Below are 19,892 nucleotides of genomic sequence, written 5' to 3'. Positions count from 1 at the left end.
TCAGTGCTTCTGGGCGGCGTTGACGCGCGCGAGCGCCGCCTTGGTGGAGCGGTCGAGGATGACCGCGAGCAGCACGATGCCGAGCCCCGAGATCAGGCCGACGCCGAGCTCGAGGTTGCGGATGCCGCGCAGGACCAGCACGCCGAGGCCCGGGGCCGAGACGAGCGACGCGATCACCACCATGGCGAGCGACATCATGATCGTCTGGTTCACGCCGGCCATGATGTTCGGCAGCGCCAGCGGGATCTGCACCCCGTAGAGCTTCTGGCGCTTGGTCATGCCGAAGGCGTCGGCGGCCTCGATCACCTCCTTGTCGACGAGCCGGATGCCGAGATTGGTCAGGCGGATCACCGGCACGATGGCGTAGAGGATGATGGCGATGCCGTAGAGCTTGGGCTCGGTCACCGAGAACAGGAAGATCAGCGGGATCAGGTAGACGAAGGGCGGCAGCGTCTGCAGCATGTCGAGGACGGGGATCATGCCGCCCTGGAACCTGTCGGAGCGCGACATGGCGATGCCGATGGGCACGCCGAGCGCGACGCATATGACCGCGCAGACGAAGATGATCGCCAGCGTCTGCATGGCGTAGTCGTAGTAGTCGATGAAGGCCAGCGCGGCGAAGGACCCGGCGACGAAGGCCACGAGCTTCCACGATTTCGAGATCGCTAGGACGACCAGCGCCAGGACCGGGATCATGATCCACCACGGCGTCTCCTGGAACAGCCAGAGCGCGTTCTGCAGCGCCCAGCTCAGCGGCTGGGTCAGCGGATCGAGCACGTAGGACAGCGCGTCCTTGATGTCGAGAAAGCCGCGTTCGAGCCCGCGGGTCAGCTCGCGCGACTGCGGAAACGACGCGCAGGCATCATTGAGCGCGTCCATCGACGGGAACGGCGTGTCCCAGATCGTCCGCTCGGGCGCGTTCCCGGTCTGGTTCATCAGGTCCGCCATCGACATCGGCGCCGACCCCCCGGAGCCGTCTCCGTCACACCATTGCCGCAGCCCGAGGCCGTCGAAGATCCAGTCGTATGTCGCCATGGTCCCTGATGGTCCTTTTGTTCTAGGCGGCCGGCCCGCGAAGGGCAGGCGCGCGCCTGTGCGCGCGCGCCCGGCCGCGTGTCATTCGAGGATCGCCGAGAGACGCGCCTGCGCGTCCTCGTCGATCCAGTCACGCCACAGATCCTGCTGCGTCGTCAGGAAGCGCACCGCGGTTTCCTCGGTCGACGCGGTGTTCTCCTCGCGCCACGCCAGGAGCTCGTTCATCTGGTCGTTGGTGAACTGCATCTTGCTGAGGAAATCCGTCACTTCCGGCTCGCGCTCCGCAAAGCTCTGCGTCACGACGGTGTAGACATCAGCGTTCGGATAGGCGGAGACCTCCGGGTCCGGGCAGTCGACGGTGGCATTGCATTCATGCGCCTCGGCGTCGAAGCCGCCGAGGTCGACGCGCGTCATCGGGTAGCGCCCAAGCACCGCGGTGGGCGACCAGTAGTAGCCGATCCACGGCTCCTCGCTGGAATGCGCGGATGCGATCGACGAGGCGAGCGTCTCGCCCGAGCCGTGGTTGAAGATCTCGAATCCGGCCTCCTCGAAGCCGGCCGCGCGCAGCAGGTTGTCGTTGACCGTGCGGCAGTCCCACCCCTCGGGGCAGTTGTGGAACCGGCTGTCCAGAAGGTCGGGATTGGCCAGAACGCCCTCGAGCGTCGCGAGTTCGGGATGCTCTTCGATCAGGTAGTCGGGCACGTACCACCCCTGGATGCTGCCGTCGGACAGGACTTCGGTCAGCGGCGACAGCTTTCCTTCTTCGACGAGGCGGTCGTAGACCGGGGCGGAGTTCACCCACAACTCGGTGAGCACGTCCGGCTCGTCCGTCTCCGCGACCGAGGCGAGCGCGGGCGTGATCGAGGAGGGAACGACGGTCACGTCGCACCCGTAACCCTGTCGCATCAGGAAGGTCGCGACACCGGTCACGACCGATGCGGACGCCCAGCTCATCTCGGTGATCGAGACTTCGCCGCACGATCCGTCCTCCGACGCGTCCTGGGCGAGGGCCGGCGGAGCGAAGAAGGCGGTGGTGGCTGCGGAAATCAGAAGGAGACGTCTCATGTGTCTGTCCTCGCGGTGGGTGGCAGATTGGGTCCGAGACCTACCAACTGCATCGCGGCGGCGGATTTGCCACCCGCAAGGCTCCGGAATCCGGGCGGCCGGCGCAGTGTTTTGCGCGCCGGCCGCATGAGGACTTACTGCTCGAGCACCGATGCGAGGTTCTCGCGTGCGGCATCGTCGATCCAGTTGGTCCAGGTGTCCTGATAGTTGGTCAGGAAGTAGACGGCACCTTCCTCGCCCGAGGCGGAATTTTCCTCCATCCACGCGACGATGGCGTTCATCGTGTCCACGTCGAAGGTCATTTTCGACAGGAACTCGGTCAGGTCCGGGTGCTCTTCGGAGAAGGTCGTCGTCACAGCGGTGTTCACCGGCGCGGCCGGGAAGCCCGTGCGGCCGACATCGGTCGCGTCCGGGTTCTGCGCGGCGTTGTGCGCCTCCTCGTCATAGCCGCCGAGATCGACCTTCACCATGTCGTACCGGCCGAGCGGCGCGGTCGGCGCCCAGTAGTAGCCGAACCAGGGCTCCTCGCTCTCGTAGGCCGATGCCATCGACGTGGCCAGCGTTTCGCCCGAGCCGTGGTCGAACACCTCGATGCCGGCATCGGCAACGCCGAACGCGGGCAGGATGTTGTCGTTCACGACGCGGCAGCCCCAGCCTTCCGGGCAGTTGTGGAACCGGCCGCCGACGAGATCGGGGTTCTCGAGGATACTTTCGATCGATGTCAGTTCAGGATGCTCTTCCGCGAGGTATGAGGGGATCCACCAGCCTTCGACGCCCCCGGGCTCGAGCACGGCGCCGAGCTCCTCGACGCGGCCTTCGTCCTTCAGGCGCTGATAGACCTCGCCCGTGGAGTTGGTCCAGAGCTCGGTGACGATGTCGGGCTCGCCGTTCTCGGACACCGAGGTCACGGCCGGGACGGTGTCGGACGGCACGATCGAGACGTCGCAGCCATAGCCCTGTTCCATGATGAAGTTCGCGACATTGGTCACGACGGACGCGGACGCCCAGTTCATCTCGGTGATCGAAACCTCGCCGCAGCTCTCGCCGTCCTGCGCGAGGGCCGGCGCGGCCAGAAGGGTAAGCGCTGTCGTCAGTGTCAGCTTTCGCATGGTGTCCCCTTGAATTGGTTGCACTGCCGGACCGAGGGCGGCGGTGCGCCGCGTCGCAGGCAAGGGCGGCCCAGCCTGGGCCGCGGATCGACCGTCGTGACATTGGTCCGGCGTTCGTGGAAGGCGACATAGCGGCGGATCCTTGCCGAGAAAACCCGATGTATCCGAATTTCCGGCGATTTGCCGCAAAAGTTTAAAGAAATGTCGCAAATTGACGCGGAATGGCGTCGCGTTTTCGGACCGTCCGATGCCTCGGCCCGAGGCGACTCGGGTCCGATCGTCAACCGGTTGCCCATGTCGCGCGCGCCCGTCAGGTTCGGGCGGGACACTCGCACCGGAGGAGAGGGACATGAGCTTTCTGGGCATCGATCTGGGCACGTCTGGTCTGCGCGCTCTGCTGGTCGACGGAGACGGCGTGCCGGTGGGCGCCTCCGAGCGCGCCTACGACGTGTCCCATCCGCATCCCGGCTGGAGCGAGCAGGATCCGGCCGCGTGGATTGCCGCGCTCGATGCCGCCGTCGCCGAATTGTCGGCGGCGCATCCGGCCTTCGCCGATCTCGCCGGGATCGGCGTCGCGGGGCACATGCACGGCGCCACGCTTCTCGACGAGGCGGGGGCGGTGCTCCGCCCCTGCATCCTGTGGAACGACACCCGCGCGCACGCCGAGGCGGCAGCGCTCGATGCCGATCCCGAGGTGCGGCGTCTGTCGGGCAACATCGTCTTTCCGGGGTTCACGGCGCCCAAGCTGCTGTGGGTCGCGGCGCAAGAGCCCGAGATCTTTGCCCGGACAGCGCGCGTGCTGCTGCCGGCGGCCTATCTCAACTACCACCTGACCGGTGACGCGGTCGGCGACATGTCCGACGCGGCCGGCACGTCCTGGCTGGACACAGGTGCGCGCGACTGGTCCGACGCACTTCTCGCGGCCGGCACCGTGACGCGCAGCCAGATGCCGGCACTGGTCGAAGGGTCGGAGCGCGCCGGCACCCTGCGCGCGGACATCGCGCGCCGCTGGGGCGTCGGACCGGATGTCGCCGTCGCGGGCGGCGCCGGCGACAACGCTGCCGCCGCCTGCGGAATCGGGGCGATGGCCGAAGGGCAGGGCTTCGTCTCGCTCGGGACGTCTGGGGTGCTGCTGGCCGCGCGCGATGGCTACGCACCGGCGCCCGAGACGGCGGTTCATACGTTCTGTCACGCGGTGCCGGGCCGCTGGTACCAGATGGGGGTGATGCTCGCGGCGACCGACAGTCTCAACTGGCTGGCACAGGTGACCGGGGCGACGCCCGCGGACCTGACCGCAGGACTGCGCGATCTCGAGGCGCCGGGGCGCGTGCGATTTCTGCCCTACCTCTCCGGCGAACGCACACCGCACAACGATGCCGCCATCCGCGGCAGTTTCACCGGGCTCGGCGCCGAGACCGGGCGCGACGACCTCACCCGCGCGGTGCTCGAAGGCGTGGCGTTCGGCCTGCGCGACAGTTTCGACGCGTTGCGTGACACCGGCGCCCGCATCGAGCGGCTTTGGGCAATCGGCGGCGGCACGCGGTCACGATACTGGCTGGATCTCGTTTCGACCGTGCTGGACGTTCCGCTGGACGTGCCGGAGGGCGGCGAGTTCGGAGCCGCGCTTGGCGCGGCACGGCTCGGTCTGTGCGCCGCCACCGGTGCGGCGTCGCAAGAGGTGATGCAGCCGCCGTCTTCCGGAGCGGAAATCCTGCCGCATCCCGACCTGCGAGAGGCGATGGACGAGGCGCACGCGGCCTTCCGGTCCGCCTATCCGCATATCCGCGCGGCGCAGTAACGACCTGAAGTTCTTGCGGCAAGCTGCTGTCTGGAAATAAAAAACCAACTCGCTCCCATGTATTGGGAGCAAATTTAGGCGCCGCGCGAACGAAGACGCGACGGCGATTTACCGCGATTTAAGCGTGCGTGCGCATGGTCTCGTTCGCCGGCTCCGGTTGCCGGCGTGCTCAGGAGATTCGCCATGCTGTTCACCTCCCTCCGCCTCGGCGCCGCGATGCTGTGCCTCGCGGGTCCGCTTCATGCTGCCGAGGGTACGTTGGCAATGACCGACTACGTGCGCGACCTGGTGCACGACTGGATGGCCGAACCGGAAATCCTATCCGCGATCGCGTACAGCAATGCGCGTCATGCCGATCTGACGGAGGAAGAGATCATCGCCCTCGATGCCCGGTGGCGCGGCGAGATCGGCGCAGCCGACGCGCCGACGATCGCCGCGGTCGCCGATCATGAGGCGAGCCAGCGCCTGCGCGACGCGATCGCGCAATCGCAGGGCCGGGTGACCGAAATCATCGTCATGGATCGGCGCGGTCTCAACGCCGCGATCAGCGGCATCACTTCCGACTTCTGGCAGGGAGACGAGGCGAAATTTCTCGAGACGTACGCGGCAGGCGCCGGTGCGGTGCACACCAGCGAGGTCGAGTTCGATGAGTCGACGCAGACCTACCAGCTTCAGATCTCGATGCCGCTGACTGCCGCGACCGGCGCGCTCCTGGGCGCCGTCACCGTCGGTCTCAACATCGACGCGTTCTGAACCGGCCGCTCCACCCGCACACTCCACTCATCGCAGGTCTGATCCATGCCCGGTTCCACGTCATCCTTCCGTCTTCGCTCGGTCTTCGTGAAGATCGCGTGCCTCTGCGTTCTGTCCTGCGTCATCGTCGCCACGGCCATATCGGTCGTCTATGGCCGCGGGATTCTCGAAAGCGCCCGCTCCGGACTGACCGAAGAGGCGCGCAACCTCACCGCCCTTGTCGGAGACATGTCGGCCGCTGCCGTGCGCTTCGGCAATGCCGAGCACGCCGAGGAGTTCATCGATCGCCTGATGTCCATGGAACAGAACGATGTGTCCGGCGCCATGATCCTGAGCGCGGACGGCGCGCCGATCGCCAGCCGGGGCGCCTTTTCGGAGGGGGCGGTTGAAGACCTCGCGGCCCGCGCGCTCGCGGAGGGCGCAGTGGTCGCGGACGGGCAACTCGGCTTCGCTGCGCCGATCCACTACGGCGCGATTCCGGATCCGGTCGGGGTCCTCGTTTCATTCTGGAACGACGACGCGCTCGAGGCGCGGTCGCGCGCGCTTGCCCTGCAGGCGATCGCAGTCTCTGCCCTGGTCACGCTGATCGTGCTCGGTGTCACGATCGCGCTCTACAAGCGCGTGCTCGTCGATCCGATCCGCACCGCGCGTGATGTCATCGACGGGCTCCGCCTCGGCAACCGCGAGGTCGAGGTTCCCATGAACGACCGCGCGGACGAGATCGGTGACATTGCCCGCGCGCTGGAGGATCTGCGCGTCGATCTCGACGAGGGTCGCGAGGCCGAACGTGACCGGCGTTTTCAGGGGGCGGCCTTCCGCAACTCGTCGGCGGCGATCATGCTCGTCGATACCGATCTGAACATCATGGCGGTGAACGGCCCGATGGTCGCGATCTTCCAGGCCGCGCGTGCAGCGCTCAAGGAAAGCGGCCGCATCGACTTCGACCCCGACACGCTCGTCGGCCAGAGCATCGAACGGTTCCATCCGACCTCGGATCCAATCCGCGAGCGGCTCGCCCGGCTCGGCAGCGATACGATGACCAGCCATTTCCGTCTCGGAAATCGCAGGATCGAACTGCGCGTGAACCGCGCGACCGATGCGGACGGCTCCACGATCGGCTTCGTCCTGGAATGGATGGATGTCAGCGACATCTGGTTCAAGAACGCGATGGCCGACGCGATCGAGTCTTCGCAATTGCTCTGTCAGATCGATCGCGACGGACGGATCATCCGAGGCAACGCGCTCTTCGCGAAGACGCTCAACGTCTCGCCGGACAGTCTCCGAGGCACCGATCTCTCTGCGTTCGCCGTCGGTTTCGGCCAGGATCACGCCTCGCTCTCCGCCAGCCTGGCGGCGGCGGCCGGGGGGACCCCTTTCGACGGCAACATGCATCTCAAGACGCGCGACGGTCGCGAGGTCGTCGTCGACGGGAGCCTGACCGCCGTGTCCGACCGGAATGGAAAGTTCGACCGGGTTATCCTGCTCGGCAAGGACGTCACCGAAGCGCACGAGGCGATCGCCACCGCTCGCGACGCGCGCAAGCGCGCAGAGGCCGAACGCGTCACCGTTGTCGATGCCATTCGAGTCGGGCTGAGCGCTGTCAGCGACGGCGATCTGACGACACGGATCCGCGAACCGTTCGCCAGCGAATACGAAGACCTGCGTCTCGATTTCAACGGGGCGATGGAAAAACTCGAGACCGCGTTGGTCGAGATCCTCGAGCGGGCGGCCAACATCCGCAACGAAACCGGCGATATCAGCAATACCGCCGACAGCCTGTCGAAGCGAACGGAAAGCACCGCAGCGACGCTGGAGCAGACTGCCGCGGCACTCGACATGCTGACGACCTCGGTAAAACATGCTGCCGAGGGCGCCGCGCAAGCCGACGCGGCGGCCGCGGCGGCGCGCGACAATGCCGAGGAAAGCAGCGACGTCGTGGTCGAAACAGTCGCCGCCATGGACCAGATCGCCTCGTCTTCCGACAAGATCACCTCGATCATCAAGGTCATCGACGACATCGCCTTCCAGACCAACCTCCTCGCGCTCAACGCCGGGGTCGAGGCCGCTCGCGCCGGCGATGCGGGCCGCGGATTCGCGGTCGTCGCATCCGAGGTCCGCGCGCTCGCCCAGCGATCCTCGGACGCCGCGCGCGAAATCAAGGACCTGATCGCCGAAAGCGGTTCGCAGGTGCAGAAAGGCGTCGATCTGGTCGGGCGCACGGGGCAGGCGCTCCAGCACATTGCCACGTCCGTCACCGAGATTGCCGGCCTGGTCTCGGACATCGCCGGTTCGGCGCAGCAGCAGTCGAACAACCTCGAGGAAATCAACGGGTCGGTGACCCAGCTCGACCAATCGACACAGCAGGTGGCGGCTCGGCTGGAGGAGACGACCGCCGCTTCGGAGGCCCTGCGCAACGACGCCGTGTCTCTCGTCGATACTCTGGCGCGCTTCCGCGTCGCCGAAACCGGGCTGCCCACAAGCAACGCCGCCACGGGTCGCGCGGCCTCATCCGCCCCGACCACGGGGACCGACGGGGCGCGACCGCTCCCGAAACCCGTAGCCGCCGGCGGCATCGAGAAGTGGGCAGACTTCTAAGCCGTTCCTTTAGCCGCCGTCCTGACATCGAGCCGGATACGAGATCATGAGCGACCAGAGCTCTCATCCCCGCGAGGCGCCCGCCGCGACCCGCCTTGTGGTTCAGGGCGAATACGACGTGAGCGACGATGGCCGAATCGTTTTCACGACACTGCTCGGATCCTGCGTGGCGACCTGCCTTTGCGACCCCATCGCGGGCGTGGGCGGAATGAACCATTTCCTGCTCGCCGGACGCGACGGCGAAATGGGCAACTCAGAACGCTACGGATCCTATGCGATGGAGGTTCTCATCAACGCCTTGCTCAAGCTCGGCGCGCGAAAGTCACGGCTCGAAGCCAAGCTTTTCGGCGGTGCCACGATGGGAGGGGGCATCGGCCGGATCGGCGCGGCGAATTGCGTCTTCGCGCGTGACTACCTGAACACCGAAAAGATACCCCTCGTCTCGTCAAGCCTGGGTGGTGAGCGGGCCCGGCGTCTTCGCTACCGCCCTTCCACCGGACAGGCCCAGATGCTTTTCGTCACCGATGCGATCCCGGCCGAGACCGCTCCCCCGCGTGTCGCCGTCGGCGATGTCGATCTGTTCTAGGAGACCACCATGTCCACGCCATTCATGCTTCCGGACAAGCTCGACACAGCCGCTGCGGCATCGCTCCACGACGCTCTTGCCGCGCAATCGTTAGGCCAGGTCTCTCTCGATGGCGCGCAAGTGCGCAGCTGCGGCGCGCTGTGTGCGCAAGTCCTGCTCGCGGCGCGCCGGGACGCGGACGCGCGCAGCGCCGGCTTCACGCTTCGTCCGTCGGCCGCGATGGAGGACGATCTCCGCCTGCTTGGCCTCGGTGCCGAGCTGCTGTCCGAGGGGAGCGATGCATGACCCTGAAAATACTCGCAATCGACGATTCGCGGACCATACGCGAGATGCTGCGCATGTGCCTCGCGCGCGCGGGCTTCGACGTTCATACCGCGGAGGATGGGGTGGCTGGGCTCGAGACCCTCACAGAGGTCGAGCCGGATGTCGTGATCACCGATATCAACATGCCGCGCCTCGATGGTTTCGGAGTGATCTCGGCCATCCGCGAAGACGCTGCGCGCGCGGCGCTGCCGATCCTCGTTCTGACCACGGAGAGCGCTCAGGATCTCAAGGCCCGCGCACGCGACAGCGGCGCTACCGGCTGGGTCGTCAAGCCGTTCGACGACGTCAAGCTGATCGCCGCCATCCGCCGCATCGCAGCCACGTGAGCCGCACCATGTCTTCGCTCGACGAAATCAAGCAGATGTTCTTCCTCGAATGCGACGAACTGCTCGAGGCACTGAACGATGGGCTGGCCGACATCGAGGCGCACTTGCCGACGACGCAAGGTTACGACAGCGAGATCGTCAACGCGGTCTTCCGCAACGTTCACTCCATAAAGGGCGGTGCGGCGTCCTTCGGTCTCGACGCAATTGTCCGGTTTTCGCACAGCTTCGAAACCGTTCTGGACAAGATGCGCTCGGGCCAGCTGGCACCGGACGCGGAAAGTATGCGCGTGTTGCAACGGTCTGCGGATCACCTCGCGGACCTGGTCGCGGCGGGCCGCGCGGGCGACGGGAGCGAGGGGCCGCTGAACGACGCGCTTGTGGCGCAATTGGCTCGCCTCGCCGAGGGGCAAGGTCCGGCGGATAGCGGCCGCATCGATCATCCCGGAGCGTCCGATGCAGGCGAGGACGCGCCCATCGGCGCGGATGAGCTGCTCCAACACGCGGACGCCGAAGATCTGACCTTTGCACCCCTGGCACTCTCGACTGACCCGCTCGATTTGCCATCCCCATCGCGCACGCGCTTCAGCATTGAGCTGCGTCCCACGGCCGAGCTCTTTGCGAACGGTCACGAACCGCTGTATCTGTTCAGGGAACTGGCCGCACTCGGCGATCTCGTGGTGACGGCCGATGCTGGCGCACTCCCTGCGTTCGCCGATCTCTCCGCGAAGCGGCCATATCTTGGCTGGCGTCTCGATCTGCTTACCGAACGCTCCGAAGATGACATCCGCGAGATTTTCGAGTTCGTTGAGACCTTGGCGGAGATCCGGATTGAAGCCGACCCGGCGGAATCGACGTCCGAGCCTGAAGCCGGTCCAGGTGGTCCTCGTCCGGAGGGGCCCGAGATCGACGAATGCTCAGCCGCGCAGGCGTCGAGGGGTGACATTGGCTCGGACCAAGAGTCCACCACAGCCGTCCCGCCCGTCGCGATCGCGAACGATGAGACACTCGGATCGACCAGCCGGCCGCAATCCGCCTTGGCGGACACAGCGTATCGGGCGCAAGAGACACCGGCCGTCGGCGCGTTGGGTGACGCAAAGGGTGGCGCCAAAAGCCCGAAATCGACGGTGCGCGTCGATCTGGACCTCGTCGACTCGCTCATCAACATCGTCGGTGAACTGGTCATCAATCAGTCGGTCCTGACGCAGAGCGTAAGCGAGTCGCATGTCGCGAACCGCGCAGACCTCGGTGCGTCGCTCGACGAGTACAAGTCCCTCGCGCTTCAGATCCAGGAAAACGTCATGTCGCTGCGAGCCCAATCGGTGAAGCAGCTCTTTCAGCGAATGGCGCGTATCGTGCGCGAGACGTCGGAGGTCGCCGGAAAGGACGTGGACTTCGAGACCGAAGGCGAGGACACCGAGATCGACAAGACGGTGATCGAGCGCCTGATAGAACCGCTCACGCATATCCTCCGGAACGCGATCGATCACGGTCTGGAGGCGACAGAGGCGCGTCGCGGCGCCGGGAAGAGCCCGACAGGCACGGTGCGCCTCAGCGCTTCGCACCGGTCGGGTCGGGTGCTGATCGAGGTCGCCGATGACGGCGCGGGGATCGACCGCCGGAGGGTGTTCGACATTGCGGCGGGCAAGGGGCTCGTGGCGCGGGATGCACAGCTTTCGGATGGTGAGATCGATCGGTTGCTGTTCCTCCCGGGGTTTTCGACGAAGGACCAGGTGACCGATCTCTCGGGGCGCGGGGTCGGCATGGATGTGGTCCAAAGCGCGATCCGAAAGCTTGGAGGCCGCGTTTCGATCACCTCGACGCCCGGACGCGGCACGACGTTCGCGATCTCGCTTCCTCTGACGCTCGCCGTTCTCGACGGCATGGTCGTCGATGTCGCGGGACAGACGATGGTGGTGCCGATCACGTCCGTGGTGGAGACGATCCGTCCGGACGGCGAGCATGTCCATCGGATGGGCGCGAGTGCCGAGGTCCTCAACGTGAGAGACAGCCTGGTGCCGATCGTCGATCTGGGTCGGGCCTTCCGTTACAGGGCGACAGGGCTCGGCCTCACCGATCTCGTGCTTCTCCTCGTGGAGACGGAGCAGGGAGAGCGCTGGGCGCTCGCGGTTGACCGGATCATCGACCAGCGGCAGGTCGTCATCAAGAGCCTGGAAGGCAATTACGGGCATGTTCCCGGGGTGGCCGCGGCCACCATCCTCGGCGACGGCAAGATCGCCCTCATCATCGATCCCGAAGAGACCGCGCGCATCGCGGAACGCGAACTCGCGCCGCTTTCGCCGCTTGTGACTGCCAACGGAGACTGAGCATGGCCGAGCCCCGAGACGACCAGAGCGCCACCGGAACCCGCGAACTGGTGTCCTTCGCCATCGGCGAGCAGGATTTCTGCATGGATATCATGCTTGTGCGCGAGATCCGCGGCTGGACGAACGTGACCATGCTGCCGCACGCGCCGTCGTATATTCTCGGCGTGATCAACCTGCGTGGCGCGGTGGTTCCGATCGTGGATCTCGCGTCGCGACTCGGTCTGATCCCGCTCGAGCCGACCCCGCGACACGTGATCATAATCGCCGTGCTCGGGGACCAGACGGTGGGGTTTCTCGTGAGCGCCGTGTCCGACATCCTCGGCATCGCCCCGTCGGAGATCAAGCCGCCGCCGCGCATGGGCTCGGATGCCACGGCCGGGTTCATCGAGGGCGTGATTGCCAGCGACGACCGCATGCTGCGTATCCTCGACATTGCGACGGTCCTTCCGCGCATTCGGCTTCCCGAGGAAGCCTGATGGCCGACGTCTCCGATCCGGTCCCCGTGACGGCGAGCGCGGGCGTCGAGTTCACCGATGCCGACTTCGATGCGGTGGCTGAGCTGCTGCGCGTCGATGCCGGCATCAGCCTCGGCCCCGAAAACCGGCAACTCGTTTACTCGCGGCTGAACCGGCATGTGCGTGGTCTCGGTCTTGTCCGGTTCCGCGACTATCTCGACCGGATCCGCGCGCCGGGGCAGGAGGCCGAGCGCTACCGCATGGTCATCGCGCTCTGCACGCATACGACGCGGTTCTTTCGCGAGGGTGAGCACTTCGACTACCTGGCGACGGAGGTGATGCCGCGCCTCTCGGCGCAGGCAAGGTCCGGCGGGCGCGTCCGCCTGTGGTCGGCGGGCTGTTCGACAGGCGAAGAGGCGTATTCGATCGCCGCGACCGTGCTCGGTGCCTTTCCAGAGGCAGCCCGGCACGACGTGCGCGTACTTGGCACGGATATCAGCGTCGAGGCGCTGGCCACCGCGCAAGAAGGGCGCTATCGCGATCCCGGGCCGACAGCCGTGCCGGACGCGCTGCGCGCCGTGATGTTCGAACCGGATCCCGAGCCGGACCACGTCGTCGTCACCGCGGCGGTCCGCAATTTGGTCACGTTCCGCTATCTGAACTTTATGGAGCCGTGGCCGCTGAGCGGCCCGTTCGACGCCATCTTCTGCCGCAACGTGGCGATCTACATGGCCGACGACACGCAGGCCCATGTCTGGGCCGGGCTCGAAGCCGTCCTCGGGCCCGAAGGCACCCTATTCATCGGCCATTCCGAGCGGCTCGGCCCGGAGTTTCGCGATCGGCTGGACCTGTGCGGTCGGACGACGTTCTGCCGCTCCACCGATCCCAGGCTTTCCTCTGCACGCAGGATGCAATGACATGTCACTCAAGCAATCATTGTCGGTCATGGTCGTGGACGACATGAGCACCAGTCGTTCACTCATATTAATGGCGCTGGAACAGATCGGCATCCGCCAGATCGATTTCTGCAAAGACGGACAGACCGCTTTGCAGAAGATTGCGGCAAGGCCCGTCCACCTCGTGATTTCGGACTACAACATGCCGGGCCTCAACGGGCTTCAGCTTCTCAAGGCACTGCGCGAGAACAAGCAGACGAGCCGGATCGGCTTCATCCTTGTCAGCGGCAAGCTGGACAAGGAGATTTTGAGCACCGGCAAGAAGCTCGGCCTCAACAACTTCATCACCAAGCCATTCGACACCCCGCAGATGAAGACCTGTCTGCAGGCGGTCGTGGGGCCCTTGTGACCGAGCGAGACAACACGTCGTCCGGCGTCCCTCTCGACGTACTGTTCTCGCGGCTGGCCGGCGAAATGCGCCAGCTCGAGCAGGACGGCTTGCGGCTCGAAGGGTGGATCAGCGGTGCGTTGCAGGAACGGGAGGAGGCCATTCCGCCAGTCTCCGCGGCACTGCAGAACCTCGATCGGCTGCTGCAGACGCTGAGCGAACTCGGAATGCTGTTCGACGGCCTCGCGCGCGAGATCGACGCGCCGCCCGACCTCGACCTCGACCGCGCGCTGTCGCAGGTCCGGCTGCGCGATCTCGTGCAGGCGCTGAGAGGCGAGCGCACGGCAGTCCCGGCACCATCGGTTGGCGAAGTCGATCTTTTCTGACGCCAAGGACCGAGACGTCGGCGTCGCGACCCATCGCGGCCGGGCCGTTCCGGTCGTCTCGCGACCGCCGCAATCGGGAATTCGGCATAAATCTGGCCACCACACGCTGCGAATCGCGGAACGCGCCGATTTTGCAGACCAAAGCGATGCAAATTCGGGTTGTGCGGCCGGATTGGTTCGGCACGTGACACAGCGCGACCCCGCGGCCGGTGCGGCCTGGATCAAATTGCGGCGGAGATGCGGCGCCCCGGAATCGTTTCGCGCGAGGCGACAATCCGGATAGCTCATTAGAGTTTTTTCCATATTTATTGCTTTATTCTCTTCAGCCGTCATCCATTGGGAAACAATAAATCCGGCTCGGGGCTGTCTAGAGAGCGAATGGGGGCCCGAACTTCGCCATGATCCGGGTGAATCCGCCGCGTTTGCGCCATTTTTATCTTTGTGCCGGTCGGGCCCGGCGCTATCACAGAACTACGCCCAACTGGGGGGCGATGACTGCCGGCCACGGGGGCGGCCGCACCGAAAAACAGATCCCTCTTGCGGGACGCGACGGTCCGGTGACCGGGCAAAGGCCCGGCTTTCGCCGACGACGGGGCTGTGCCTGTCGTCCGGATGCCCTGACGGGCGCGACCGTCCTTCCGCCGCGTGGGAGACGAGTGCAACCGAGCGCCGTGCTTCGCCACGGGCTGCCGATGGGTGGGGGTGGGCAGAGGCCTCCCGGCCCAAACCGGAAAGGGCAAAGACATGGTCGGAAAACCCGGGAATCTCGACCCGAACGCGCAGGACGATGCCGCGAACACCGCGACGGGAACGCCGGTCACGATCTCCGTCCTCGCCAACGACAGCGACCCCGAGGGCCACCCTCTCGGCGTGAGCGCGGTCGGCACGCCGTCCAACGGCTCGGTCACGCTCAACGGTGACGGCACGATCACGTACACGCCGGTTCCGGGGTTCAAAGGCGTCGATCAATTCACCTACGAGGTCGACGACGGCGAAGGCGGGCAAGACACCGCGACGGTGACAGTCACCGTGTCGAATGACGGGGATGGCAACGTGCCGCCCCACGCCGTCGACGACACGATCCAGACGGTCGCCGGCGTCGCAGTCTCGGCCGATATCCTTGCCAATGACACGGATGGCGACGGCGACATCCTTGGCGTTCTCGACTTCACGCAACCCGATCACGGCACCGTCACGCAGGAGGATCCGCTCGGGCCGATCCTCTACTCGCCCGAGCCCGGGTTCGTCGGGAACGACACGTTCAGCTATGTCGCCGACGACGGGCAGGGCGGCCGCGACACGGCGACCGTCACTGTGACGGTGGAGCCCGCGCGCGATGGTATCGTCGAAGGCACGCCGGAAGACGACCTGATTGACATCGACTATCTTGGCGACCCCGATACGCCGCCCGACCGGATCGACAACGAGGACGCTCTGCTCGACGGCGACGCGCCGAACGACGATCGCGTGCTTGCCGGCGATGGCGACGACACCGTCAATGCCGGCCGCGGTTCGGACACCGTCGAGGGCGGTGACGGTGACGACCTCGTGTCGGGGGACGGCGGCGCGGACTCGCTCATCGGCGGACAGGGGGCCGACACGCTCGATGGCGGCGATGGGGCCGACGTGATCCGCGGCGGCGCCGATGCAGACAGGATCGTCGTCGGCTCGGCCGATCAGGGCAGCGGGGACACCGTGTTCGGTGGGGCCGAGGGTGAGGATCGCGACGTGCTCGACCTTACCGGCGTGGGCGCGGGCAATTTCCGCCTGACCGACGTTCGGCCCGACGATGACGGCCCGGACCGCGAGCCCAACGGCATCGACGGGACGGTGGAGTTCCTCGATGGCGACGGGTCCGTTACGGGCCGGATGGATTTCTTCAACATCGAGGAGGTCATTCCCTGCTTCACGCCCGGCACACTGATCGCGACGCCGCAGGGCGAACGCCTGGTTGAGGATCTGCGCGAGGGCGACAGGATCATCACCCGCGACAACGGGATCCAGGAAATCCGCTGGCTCGGCCGCAAGGACCTGGTTCCGTTCGAGCTCGCGCGAAAACCGCATCTGAAGCCGATCCTGATCCAGAAGGGCGCGCTTGGGACCGGCCTGCCGACCCACGACATGCTCGTGTCGCCGAACCACCGGATGCTGGTATCGAACGACAAGACCGCCCTCTATTTCGAAGAGCGTGAGGTTCTGGCGGCGGCCAAGCACCTGACCGGGATCGAGGGCGTGGACGAGGTGACGTCGCTCGGCGTGTCGTACATCCATTTCATGTTCGACGCCCACGAGGTCGTGCTGTCGAACGGGACCTGGACCGAGAGCTTCCAGCCGGGCGACTACAGCCTGAAGGGTATCGGCAACGCGCAGCGCCAAGAGATTTTGGAGCTCTTCCCGGAGCTCGAGGAGGATCGCGGGATCCGCGCCTATGCATCGGCCCGCCGGTCACTCAAGCGGCACGAGGCGGAGCTCCTGACGAAGTAACAACAGTTATGCAGCATGCCGGATCGGGAAACCGGTTCGGCGCACCCGGGGCAGGGGCGGCTCAGCCGCCCCTGTTTCCCGTTTCGGACACACGAGAGGCCTCAATGGCCGGTTCGCGCGCGCCAGTCGGACCATTCCTCGGGCGTGTCCAGATCCGTGATCGCGTGCATCTCCGGCAGGGAAACAAGACGAACCCGCGCGGCATTCGCGTCCAGAACCGGCCGCGCCCCGGTATCTCCGTCGAGCGCCGCGAGCTCTGCGAAGCAATCTGCGGGAAACAGCACGGGATGGCCGGGCCGCCCGTCGGCGGCCGCGCCGCGCAGGATGTCGGGACGCGCCGGGTCGAAGGCCTGTACGATCGCGCCGAGGTCATCCGCCGTCAGTTCGGGCATGTCGCCCGGAACGATCATCAGCGCCTGCGTTCCCGGCCGACGTGCCGCGACGCCCGCCCGGATCGACGCCGCCATGCCGTCGTCTGCGTCGGGCACCGGAACCTCGCGCACCGGCAGACCCGACAGCGCCTCGGTGCGCCCATCGCCGGGCACCGGCACTGTCACCGCGACGTCGTCCGTGACCGCCAGGGCGACCCGGGCCTGCCGTCGGATCAGCGGCACGCCGTCGACGAGTTCGAGCAGCTTGTCGGCGCCGCGCATCCGGCGCGCGCGTCCGGCCGCCAGCAAAAGAACCGAAATAGCGGTCACTTGAGCGTCTCATCTCGTTTTTTGTTCGGCGCGCATGTGAAGGCGCTTCTGCAATCTCTTCCATCTCCCCCTGACAGCGCGCTATGGTGTTCTAGGTTGACACTTCGAGTGCAACCAATCAGTTCCGAGCATCTGCGAGATGCAGCGCCAGAAAGGCGCCCCGCCTTACACGACACACTCTCTCCGACGAAGACAGAACCCCCGATCATGCGCGCACCGACCCCGGACGACCAGGCCGAGCGTCTGGAAGAACTCGAAAGCTACGGCATTCTCGACACCGCGCCGGAGGACAGCTTCGACGAGGTTGCAGAGCTTGTGAAGCAGTTCTGCGACGTGCCCGTCGCGCTGATCAGCCTCGTGGACAGCGACCGCCAGTGGTTCAAGGCGCGTGCCGGCTTCGCGATGCCGGAGACGCCGCTCGACATGTCGATCTGCTCGCACACGATCCTGCAGGAAGAGGTGCTCGAGATTCCCGACACGCTGGCGGATCCGCGCACGGCGGACAACCCGATCTGCAAGACCGGGGCCGAGCCGGTCCGCTTCTACGCCGGGGCCCCGCTGATTTCGCGGTCGGGCTATGCGCTGGGCTCGCTTTGCGTTCTGGACGTCAAGCCGCGCATCCTTACCGACGCGCAGCGCAGCGCGCTCGAGACGATGGCGCGGCAGGTCATGCGCCAGCTCGATCTGCGGCGCGCGCTGCGCAACGAGGCGATTTTGCGCAACGAGATCGACCACCGGGTGAAGAATTCTCTGCAGACGGTCGCGTCGTTCATCCGGCTCTACACCGCACGGGCGCGCAACGAAGAGACCAAGGAAGCGTTGAACGCGATCTCGCGCCGCGTGACCGCCATCGCTCAACTCCACAACGAGCTTTACCGGACCTCCGAATTCGACATGATCCGGCTCGACACGTATCTCGGGCGGGTCTGCGACCTGCTGCGCGGACCGATGTCCAAGAACGTGTCCATCCGCGCGTCGATCGCGCCGGCGCGCGTCGACTCGCGCAAGGCTGCCACACTGGCGATGATCGTGAGCGAGTTCGCAGCAAACGCGACCAAGCACGCGTTCCCGGACAACCGCCGCGGCACGGTCGAGATCACGCTCACTCAGGAAGAGGACGAGGCGATCCGCCTCATCTGTGCCGACGACGGTATCGGCGACCAGGCGACCCATCTGCCGACCGCCGACAGCGAGATCACCTCCATCGGCATGCGCCTGATGGAAAGCGCGGCGGAACAGATCGGTGGCGAGTTGTCGCTCGTGGCGGGCGCCGATGGTTACCGGCTCGAGCTCGTCACGCCTCCGAACGTGGCCGAAGCTGGGCCTCGAGAGGTCTTATTTTCAGCCGAGTGAGGCGGTTGTTCTCGCGCGCCACGACTTCGAAGCGGAAGCCGTGGAAGCTGAAAGCCTGTCCCACAGTCGGGATCATCTGCGCCTCGTGGATCACGAGGCCCGCGACGGTGTTGGCCTCGTCGTCGGGCAGTTGGTAGTCCGTCGCGCGGTTGAAGTCGCGGATCGTCATCTGCCCGTCGATCCAGTAGTGCCCGTCTTCGGCCACGGTGATCGTGTGATCGGCGTCGGGGTCGAACTCGTCGGTGATCTCGCCGACAATCTCTTCGAGGATGTCCTCGAGCGTAATCAGGCCCTGTAGCGCGCCGTATTCGTCCACCACCAGCGCGAAGTGCGTGCGCCGGCGCAGGAACTGCCGCATCTGGTCGTCCAGCGACGTGGTGTCCGGCACGAAGTAGGGCGGCATCGCGATATCCGCGATCTTGAAGCTCTTGAGCGCCTCCATCGAGCTTTCGGCCCCTTCCATCAGCCGGTACATCGCACGCAGCAGGTCCTTGGCGTGGATCAGCCCGACGATGTTCTCGGGATCGTCCTTGAAGACCGGCAGCCGCGTGTGGCTCGATTCGAGGCATTGCTGCAGGATCTCGGACGGGTCGGCATCCGCGTTGATCATCTCGATTCCGGAGCGGTGCAGCATCACCTCCTCGACCGTGCGGTCGGCGAGGTCCAGCGCGCCCAGGATCCGGTCGCGGTCCTCCTTTTCGACCACGCCCTCGGAATGGCCGAGGTTCAATGCGCCGGCGATCTCCTCGCGCACGGCAAGGATCTGGCTGTCGGGGTCGGTCTTGACCCCGAACAGGCCGAGCACCCAGCGCACGAAGACGCGCACCGCGCCCACGACCGGCGCGAAGACGAGGATTACGACCTGGATCACCGGCGCGACGCGCGTCGCGGCCGTTTCGGGATTGGTGATGGCGTAGGTCTTCGGCAGCACCTCGGCGAAGATCAGAACCAGAAGCGTCATGATCAGCGTCGCCAGCGCAACGCCCGACTCGCCCAGAAGCCGGGTGAACAGCGCGGTCGCCAGCGACGTTGCGAGGATATTGACGAGGTTGTTGCCCAGAAGCACCGAGCCGATCAGGCTCTCGTTGTCCTCGGTGATCTTCAGCGCGCGTTCCGCACCCTTGGATCCCTTGTCGGTGGCCGCGCGCAGTTTGCCGCGCGAGGCAGCAGTCAGGGCCGTCTCGGACCCCGAGAAGAAGCCCGACAGGACAAGCAGTCCGAGAATGGCGGCGGTGGTGATCCAGAAGGCGGCGTCGAAAGCGGCGGCGTCCATGATGTCCGGAAAGTCAGGAAAGGTTCAGCCGGTTATGTGCT

The 19,892-nt window shown here is 66.1% G+C and carries 18 protein-coding genes; 13 read left to right on the top strand and 5 right to left on the bottom strand.

Annotated features, from left to right (window positions below; genetic code table 11):
- The 3 genes from ROJ8625_RS07145 to ROJ8625_RS07135 all read right to left on the bottom strand — a co-directional run bounded on the left by ROJ8625_RS07145 (position 1) and on the right by ROJ8625_RS07135 (position 3,209).
- The gene (locus ROJ8625_RS07145) at positions 1-1,035 is read right to left on the bottom strand and encodes an ABC transporter permease (protein ID WP_085791176.1); all 1,035 of its coding nucleotides are present in this window, start codon (positions 1,033-1,035) and stop codon (positions 1-3) included.
- Positions 1,036-1,116: 81 nt separating this feature from the next.
- On the bottom strand, positions 1,117-2,100 hold the full coding sequence (locus ROJ8625_RS07140) for an ABC transporter substrate-binding protein (RefSeq protein WP_085791175.1): 984 nt from the start codon (positions 2,098-2,100) through the stop codon (positions 1,117-1,119).
- 134 nt (positions 2,101-2,234) lie between these two features.
- Positions 2,235-3,209, bottom strand: a complete 975-nt coding sequence (locus tag ROJ8625_RS07135; RefSeq protein ID WP_085791174.1) for an ABC transporter substrate-binding protein — start codon at positions 3,207-3,209, stop codon at positions 2,235-2,237.
- Between the two features lie 349 nt (positions 3,210-3,558).
- On the opposite strand from ROJ8625_RS07135, the gene xylB reads away from it, so the two are divergent.
- The 12 genes from xylB (at position 3,559) to ROJ8625_RS07075 (ending at position 16,524) form a co-directional block, all read left to right on the top strand.
- A complete protein-coding gene (gene xylB / locus ROJ8625_RS07130) occupies positions 3,559-5,007 on the top strand; it encodes a xylulokinase (RefSeq protein ID WP_085791173.1) in 1,449 nt (482 codons plus the stop codon).
- Positions 5,008-5,190: 183 nt separating this feature from the next.
- Positions 5,191-5,760, top strand: a complete 570-nt coding sequence (locus ROJ8625_RS07125; protein ID WP_085791172.1) for a PDC sensor domain-containing protein — start codon at positions 5,191-5,193, stop codon at positions 5,758-5,760.
- A 45-nt stretch (positions 5,761-5,805) separates the two neighbouring features.
- A complete protein-coding gene (locus ROJ8625_RS07120; protein WP_085791171.1) occupies positions 5,806-8,355 on the top strand; it encodes a methyl-accepting chemotaxis protein in 2,550 nt (849 codons plus the stop codon).
- Between the two features lie 118 nt (positions 8,356-8,473).
- Positions 8,474-8,941 carry a chemotaxis protein CheD gene (locus ROJ8625_RS07115; protein WP_234984201.1) on the top strand — a complete coding sequence of 156 codons (468 nt, stop codon included), beginning with the start codon at positions 8,474-8,476 and terminating at the stop codon, positions 8,939-8,941.
- Positions 8,942-8,950: 9 nt separating this feature from the next.
- The gene (locus tag ROJ8625_RS07110) at positions 8,951-9,226 is read left to right on the top strand and encodes an STAS domain-containing protein (RefSeq protein ID WP_085791169.1); all 276 of its coding nucleotides are present in this window, start codon (positions 8,951-8,953) and stop codon (positions 9,224-9,226) included.
- Positions 9,223-9,591, top strand: a complete 369-nt coding sequence (locus tag ROJ8625_RS07105) for a response regulator (RefSeq protein ID WP_085791168.1) — start codon at positions 9,223-9,225, stop codon at positions 9,589-9,591. Before ROJ8625_RS07110 ends, ROJ8625_RS07105 begins: the two co-directional genes overlap by 4 nt.
- An 8-nt stretch (positions 9,592-9,599) precedes the next feature.
- Positions 9,600-11,915 carry a chemotaxis protein CheA gene (locus ROJ8625_RS07100; RefSeq protein ID WP_234984200.1) on the top strand — a complete coding sequence of 772 codons (2,316 nt, stop codon included), beginning with the start codon at positions 9,600-9,602 and terminating at the stop codon, positions 11,913-11,915.
- A gap of 2 nt (positions 11,916-11,917) precedes the next feature.
- The gene (locus tag ROJ8625_RS07095) at positions 11,918-12,391 is read left to right on the top strand and encodes a chemotaxis protein CheW (RefSeq protein WP_085791167.1); all 474 of its coding nucleotides are present in this window, start codon (positions 11,918-11,920) and stop codon (positions 12,389-12,391) included.
- The gene (locus tag ROJ8625_RS07090; protein WP_085791166.1) at positions 12,391-13,287 is read left to right on the top strand and encodes a CheR family methyltransferase; all 897 of its coding nucleotides are present in this window, start codon (positions 12,391-12,393) and stop codon (positions 13,285-13,287) included. Before ROJ8625_RS07095 ends, ROJ8625_RS07090 begins: the two co-directional genes overlap by 1 nt.
- A 1-nt stretch (position 13,288) precedes the next feature.
- Positions 13,289-13,675 (top strand): response regulator, encoded by a 387-nt coding sequence (locus ROJ8625_RS07085; RefSeq protein WP_085791165.1) that lies wholly within the window; start codon positions 13,289-13,291, stop codon positions 13,673-13,675.
- Complete coding sequence (locus ROJ8625_RS07080; RefSeq protein WP_085791164.1) at positions 13,672-14,040, top strand: DUF8776 family protein; 369 nt, start codon at positions 13,672-13,674, stop codon at positions 14,038-14,040. The genes ROJ8625_RS07085 and ROJ8625_RS07080 overlap by 4 nt, the downstream gene beginning before the upstream one ends.
- Positions 14,041-14,784: 744 nt before the next feature.
- Positions 14,785-16,524 (top strand): Hint domain-containing protein, encoded by a 1,740-nt coding sequence (locus ROJ8625_RS07075; RefSeq protein WP_085791163.1) that lies wholly within the window; start codon positions 14,785-14,787, stop codon positions 16,522-16,524.
- A gap of 101 nt (positions 16,525-16,625) precedes the next feature.
- On the opposite strand, the gene ROJ8625_RS07070 is transcribed toward ROJ8625_RS07075, so the two are convergent.
- Positions 16,626-17,225 carry a nucleotidyltransferase family protein gene (locus tag ROJ8625_RS07070; protein ID WP_085791162.1) on the bottom strand — a complete coding sequence of 200 codons (600 nt, stop codon included), beginning with the start codon at positions 17,223-17,225 and terminating at the stop codon, positions 16,626-16,628.
- A 207-nt stretch (positions 17,226-17,432) separates the two neighbouring features.
- On the opposite strand from ROJ8625_RS07070, the gene ROJ8625_RS07065 reads away from it, so the two are divergent.
- Positions 17,433-18,578, top strand: coding sequence for a histidine kinase dimerization/phosphoacceptor domain -containing protein (locus ROJ8625_RS07065; protein ID WP_085791161.1), 1,146 nt, complete (start codon positions 17,433-17,435; stop codon positions 18,576-18,578).
- On the opposite strand, the gene ROJ8625_RS07060 is transcribed toward ROJ8625_RS07065, so the two are convergent.
- Positions 18,520-19,851, bottom strand: coding sequence for an HlyC/CorC family transporter (locus tag ROJ8625_RS07060; RefSeq protein WP_085791160.1), 1,332 nt, complete (start codon positions 19,849-19,851; stop codon positions 18,520-18,522). The genes ROJ8625_RS07065 and ROJ8625_RS07060 overlap by 59 nt on opposite strands.
- Between the last annotated feature and the right edge of the window lie 41 nt (positions 19,852-19,892).

This window comes from Roseivivax jejudonensis (assembly GCF_900172265.1).
Classification (GTDB): Bacteria; Pseudomonadota; Alphaproteobacteria; order Rhodobacterales; family Rhodobacteraceae; genus Roseivivax; species Roseivivax jejudonensis.
This window is presented reverse-complemented; position numbering and strand designations above follow the sequence as displayed.